Annotated in this window: 5 protein-coding genes; 1 reads left to right on the top strand and 4 read right to left on the bottom strand. The window is 71.5% G+C overall.

What is annotated here, in order from left to right; genetic code table 11:
* Positions 1–159: 159 nt before the first annotated feature.
* The 3 genes from VG899_07285 to VG899_07275 all read right to left on the bottom strand — a co-directional run bounded on the left by VG899_07285 (position 160) and on the right by VG899_07275 (position 2,908).
* Positions 160–924: a hypothetical protein gene (locus tag VG899_07285; GenBank protein HWA66156.1), complete on the bottom strand. Its 765-nt coding sequence runs from the start codon at positions 922–924 to the stop codon at positions 160–162.
* A 170-nt stretch (positions 925–1,094) separates the two neighbouring features.
* Positions 1,095–1,793, bottom strand: a complete 699-nt coding sequence (locus VG899_07280) for a hypothetical protein (protein HWA66155.1) — start codon at positions 1,791–1,793, stop codon at positions 1,095–1,097.
* A gap of 29 nt (positions 1,794–1,822) precedes the next feature.
* On the bottom strand, positions 1,823–2,908 hold the full coding sequence (locus VG899_07275) for a Zn-dependent alcohol dehydrogenase (protein ID HWA66154.1): 1,086 nt from the start codon (positions 2,906–2,908) through the stop codon (positions 1,823–1,825).
* A 78-nt stretch (positions 2,909–2,986) separates the two neighbouring features.
* On the opposite strand from VG899_07275, the gene VG899_07270 reads away from it, so the two are divergent.
* Positions 2,987–4,444 carry an aldehyde dehydrogenase family protein gene (locus VG899_07270; protein ID HWA66153.1) on the top strand — a complete coding sequence of 486 codons (1,458 nt, stop codon included), beginning with the start codon at positions 2,987–2,989 and terminating at the stop codon, positions 4,442–4,444.
* A 19-nt stretch (positions 4,445–4,463) separates the two neighbouring features.
* Here the strand turns inward: VG899_07270 and VG899_07265 are convergent, their stop codons facing one another.
* Positions 4,464–4,949: a hypothetical protein gene (locus tag VG899_07265; GenBank protein HWA66152.1), complete on the bottom strand. Its 486-nt coding sequence runs from the start codon at positions 4,947–4,949 to the stop codon at positions 4,464–4,466.
* Positions 4,950–5,044 lie beyond the last annotated feature (95 nt).

Genomic DNA, 5,044 nt, shown 5'->3' with positions numbered 1-5,044 from the left:
GATGGCGGTGGTGATGGCGGTGGTGCTGCGTTGAGCAGCAACCCGCAGCCGCTGCAGACGGACGCGCCTGGCAACAGCACCGTTGCGCAGCGCGGGCAGGCGTTCACTCGGTTCCGGTCAATGCGGGAGCCACCGCACCATCATCGACGATGCCGACGGTCAGCCGCCCCACCGGACGGGCAACGAGCAGGCCCGCCTGGCGGACGCCGCGTCGGCGTACGACGTGATGATCGTTTCCGGATGGTTCTTGTCGTAGAGGCGCCATACCCCGCTCGCCTGTTGGCCGATGAGGCAGTAGCTGCGCGACCCGTCGAGCCCGATCTGATAGTTGCCCCGCAGGTCGACGTGAATCTGTCGGGCGAGCAGCGGCGCATCGGCGGTGTATCGGCCGTACTCGACCTGATAGATCTCCTCGGCCGCCGACAACGTCACGAGATCCGACGTCACATTCGGATCCACCGACCGGGCCGGGTGGCGCGTAGACCTATGCGTGTCGCCGAACGTCGGGATGCTGATCTGGATTGACGGCACGCTGATTGGCGTGGTGTCCGACGACGAGTTCGACCCGGCATTCTCGAGTGCGCCGATCGCCGCCAGTGCGGCGAAGACCACGACCGCGCCGATGACGAGTCGCCGGGCGATCCGGGTGCCGCTGGCAGTGCCGCCGGATCTCGAACCGCGCCCGCGTTGCGGAGTGGGGTAGAACGTCGGCGGCATCATCGCCGGCGGCGCCCAGGTCGCGGCAGGTACGACGCCGGCGGCTTGCGGTGGCGAAAGCTGTGGCGGGGGCGGCGTCGTCGTCACCACCATCGCCGGTGGGTCTGGTTCGGGCTCGACGTACCGCACGGTGGGCTCGACCACGACCGCCGACGTCGACGGCGATGCACCGACGCGTGCGAGTGTCGCCAGCGGAGTCGTCGGCACCCGGGAGACCGGCGAGACCGGCTGGCGGGGCGAAAGCGGCGTCCGCGGTCGGAGGGCAACCGGACGCGCGACGTACCGGCCGCACGAGGCGCAGGAGGCGGCGGCGGAGCTCAACGAGCGTCCGCAGTTGCGGCAGGTGCTCACGGCGTCCCCCACCCGGCGAGCGTTGCTCAGGCGATCTTGAACCCTGCGGCCGGGACGTTGTGCTTGGCGCGCGAGACCAGCGTGGCGAGCGTCTGGGTGCTGGCGCTGGCCGGGACGTCGGCCGAGCCGATCTCGGTGAGCGAGACCTCTGCGTTGCCACGCCCGAAGCCGAAGTCGTAGCCGTACAGCGACGCGGTCTGCCCGAGCACGCTGAACGTCACCGCGAACTTCATGGCGAAGACCGCATCGAGTCCGGAGACGGCGGACTCGTGGACCGGCGTGACCGTCACCTTCGCACTCGACGCACCCGCTTCGGTCGCGGCCGCCTGTAGCTCCTGTTTGAAGCAGCTACGCGCGTGAGCGGAGGTGGCGCGTCGGGCGTCGGTCTTGACCGCGGCGAGCGAGGACACGAACGAGGTCTCCGAGGAGAAGCCGTACCCGTCGGAGTTGTCGAACTCGGCGGAGGTCACGTCGACGAACTCCGGCTGCTCGCCGACGCACTTCGCGACCCGCTTGTCCTCCGCCTTCTCTTGGGCGCTCGGCTGGTACGGCGTGACCGAGTAGTCCGGGAAGTCCGAGGACTTGAGGTTGATCGCGGTCGCGATCGAGGTGGCGCGCGCCTTGGTGAGGGCTGCGGCGGAGGGATGCGCCGACGCAGGGGCAACCGAAGCGATCAGCCCTCCGACGGTGAGTGCCGCAACTGTGACTGACGTGATCTTCTTCATTGGTTCCCCTCCGGCTCCCGGCGCGATCCCTAGAAGACGACGATACGGCGCGCGCCGTCCCCGGCGGCCATCGCGGCGAAGCCACGGTTGACCTCCGACAGGGCGATGCGTTCGGTGATCAGCGCCGCGAGGTCGAGCCGGCCTTCCAACGCCAGCGTCGCAAGTGCGGGGATGTCGCGAACGGCGTCGGTCGAGCCGTAGACGCTGCCGCGGATCTGCTTCGCGTCGGCCATCAAGGACAGGGTGGGGAAGCTGACGTTCTCGTCGTAACGGCCGGCGCCCACCAACGTGACGATCCCGCCCCGTCGGGCGCTGGCGTAGGCCGCGAGGATCGTTTGTGGCGCGCCGACGACCTCGAGTGCGTGGTCGGTGCCGACGCCGCCGGTCAGGTCGCGCACCGCCGTCGCGAGGTCGGTCGTCGAGGTGTCGACCACGTCGGTGGCGCCACACTTCGTCGCGGCGGCCAGCTGGGCGGGCGCGCGGTCGGCGGCGATGATCCGGCTGGCGCCGGCGATGCGCGCACCCTGGATGGCGGACAGACCGACGCCGCCGCAGCCGATGACGGTGACGGTCTCGCCGGGCTGCACGCCGGCTGTGCGGAGGGCTGCGCCGACGCCGGTCGTCACGCCGCAGGCGAGCAGGCACGCCAGGTCGAGCGGCAGCGCGTCGTCGATCGGGATCGCGGCGGCCGCGGGGACGATCGTCTCTTCGGCCAACGTGCCGGCGCCGAGGGACTGCCAGACGTCGATGTCGTCGGGTGCGCTGCTCGCGTAGGGCGCGTCGTAGGCGTAGGCCAGGCCGGCCGGACACAGGTACGGCTCGCCGCGCGTGCAGTGGGCGCACGTGGCGCAGGCGACGTTCCAGGTGAGGACGACGCGGGCGCCGACCTCGATGCCGCTGACGTCGGCGCCGCAGGCTTCGACGACGCCGGCGCCTTCGTGGCCGAGGGTGCACGGGGTGACGGCCGGCATGCCGCCGTCGTACACCGACAGGTCGGTGTGGCAGATGCCGCTCGCCGCCAGCTTCACCCGGATCTCGCCGGGGCGCAGCGGGCGGAGGGTCAGCTCCTCGACGGCAGGCGGCGTACCGACCTCGCGCAGCACGGCGGCCCTCACGCAGCGAACCCTAGAGCGAACGGCACATCGGTATCGCTAGAGGTGTACGCATGTGCCGTCCGCTCTAGGGTGCGGCTCATGACCGTGCGCGGGCAGCTGGTGATCGACGGGGTGCGGCTTGACGGCGCCGCTGGCTGGTACGACGTGCACAACCCCGCGCGGCCTGCCGAAGTGATCGGTCAGGGCTTGGCCGCCGACACCGCACAGCTCGATCTCGCGGTTGCGGCCGCCCGCCGCGCCGCGCCGCAGTGGGCCTCGCTGACCGTTGCGGAACGGCTCGCGCTGGTCGTCGCCGCAACCGATGCCGCCGCCGCGTCCGCGGCCGACGCCAATCTCGCGACCACCTACACCCGCGAGCACGGCAAGGTCCGCAGTGAGGCGGAGTTCGAGTTCGTGACTGCGCCCGCGCTCGCCCAGGTCCTCGGGATGATGGCCGAGGACGCGCTCGCTCCCGAGCTGGTCGAGCCGCCTGCGGCGTACCCGAGGCTGCAACGCGAACCGCACGGCGTCGCCGCGCTGATCATTCCGTTCAACTGGCCGGTCGCGGTCACCATGATGAAGGTGACGTCGGCGCTGGTCGCCGGCAACACCGCGGTCGTCAAGGTGCCGCCGACGGTACCGCTGGCGCTGTTGGAGTTCGGCGCGGTCCTCGCGGCCGGGCTGCCGCACGGCGTCGTGAACCTGCTGGCCGGCCCGGGCGCCGATCTCAGTCGCGCGCTGGTCGCCCACCGCGGCATCGACGTCATCTCCCTCACCGGGGGCGTCGCGACCGGCCGGGCCGTCATGGCGGCGGCGGCCGAGCGGCTCACGCCGGTGCTGCTCGAGCTCGGTGGCAACGACGCCGCGATCGTCGCGCCCGACCAGCAGATCACCGAGGCGTTGGCTGAGGATCTGTTCACCGCGACCTACACCACCGGCGGCCAGGTCTGCATGGCGGTGAAGCGGCTCTACTGCCCGCGCGACCGGGTCGCCGAGCTGGCCGACGCGTTGCTCGCGCGATGTGACCGCGAGATCGTCGGCGACGGGCTCGCGCCGGACACGACCCTCGGCCCGATGCACACCGCCGCCGGCCGCGACCGGGTCACGGCGATGCTCGACGCAGCGGCCGCAGCGGGCGCGACGGTACGGACCGGTGGTCGGCTGCGTGAGGACGACGCCGATTCGGGCGGCTACTTCGTACTGCCGACCGTCGTCACCGGCGTACCTGCCGACGCCGCCATCGTCGCCGACGAGCAGTTCGGACCCGTCGTGCCGATCCTCGGGTACGACGACCTCGACGAGGCGGTCGACGCGGCCAACGCGACCGAGTTCGGGCTGACCGCTTCCGTGTGGACCGGCGATGAGGCGCTCGGGGACGACATCGCGTCGCGGCTGATCGCCGGATCGGTGTCGATCAACGCCCACGGCATGGCCGCGCAGGATCCGCGGCTGCCGTTCGGCGGCGTCGGGCAAAGCGGTATCGGGCGGGAGCTCGGGGCTGACGGCATCAGGGCGTTCACCCGGCCGCGGTCGCTCATTCGCCGGCCGCCTCGCTAGGCACGCTTGCGACGCCCTGCTAGCAGGCTTGCGCCTCCTCGCGGGCGTGCAGGATCCGCGCGGCGGACAGGAACGGGTTCGGCCCCGTCGCGGGGACGGACTCCATCTCGCCGCGCTGGGTGGGTACGTCGCTGCGGTGCACGACCGCTTCGAAGCCGAGCACGCTCGGCTCCGCCAGCTCGATAACGGGCGTGACGGGCGTCGGCTCCTCTGACGCGTCGGTAGCGCCGAACGGCCAGCAGCTCAGGACCGTGCTGACCCGCTGCGGGTTGGGCCGGGCGTAGACCGGGAGCGCGCCTTCAAGCACCGCCTGGACGTCGGCCGCAGCGGCGGCGCGGGCGAGGGCGAGCGGCCGGTCGTAGTCGGGGTGACGGTTGTGGTCGATCGCGAAGCCACCACAGCTGCGGCACACGCTGGCGTTCGGCAGCATCACGGCGCGGCATCGGCCGCAGCTCGCGGCGTAGGTGCGGCTGTTGACGGTCAGCTGTCGTCGTGACTTGCGCATCGATTGCTCCGGAAGTGGGTGGCTCGCCCAGCGCGATCCGCCTGGCATCAGCCTTGTTGCCCGAAGCGCCCGATTCCATGGCCTTTTGTGATCAT

Source organism: Mycobacteriales bacterium, assembly GCA_035550055.1.
Lineage (GTDB): Bacteria > Actinomycetota > Actinomycetes > JAFAQI01 > JAFAQI01 > DASZTV01.
Note: the sequence above shows the minus strand (reverse complement) of the source record. Positions and strands in the feature narration are given on the sequence as shown.